1 pseudogene is annotated in these 459 nt (G+C 66.9%); it reads left to right on the top strand.

Annotated features, from left to right (window positions below):
- Positions 1-459: pseudogene (locus FNL14_RS23445) on the top strand (hypothetical protein); the annotation flags it as partial.

Here is a 459-nt window from a genome sequence, read left to right on the forward strand (position 1 = left end):
GGCCCCGCCCTCACCCACACCACCACACCCAACACCAACGGAACCAGCACAGCACAGGGCAACCCGCGTCAAAACACCACAGGCGAAGAAAACACGAGGGAACGCCACCCCGGTCAAGGCATCACGGGTCAGGGCAACACAGGCGAAGGAAACGAGGGACAAGGCAACCCACGTCACCGCAACCCGGGCGAAGACAGCACAGTAACCATCGAAGCCGGCGACCCGGACACGATCGGGCTGGCCTCGCTCGCGCCGGCCGACATCAACGACACCGCCACCGGTACCAACACCGCGACCGGTACCACCACCGGCGCCACCGAGTACGAGAGCACCGCCGACCATGAGGTCCCCGGCGCGGCAGAGGACGAGTCCAACGGCGTCAACGGGTACGCGGATCTCGGCAACGTCCCGGTCCCCAAGGCGGACGTCCTGGTCACCGTCCCGGTACTCGCCCTCTTC

This window comes from Pseudarthrobacter sp. B4EP4b (assembly GCF_006680095.1).
Classification (GTDB): Bacteria; Actinomycetota; Actinomycetes; order Actinomycetales; family Micrococcaceae; genus Arthrobacter.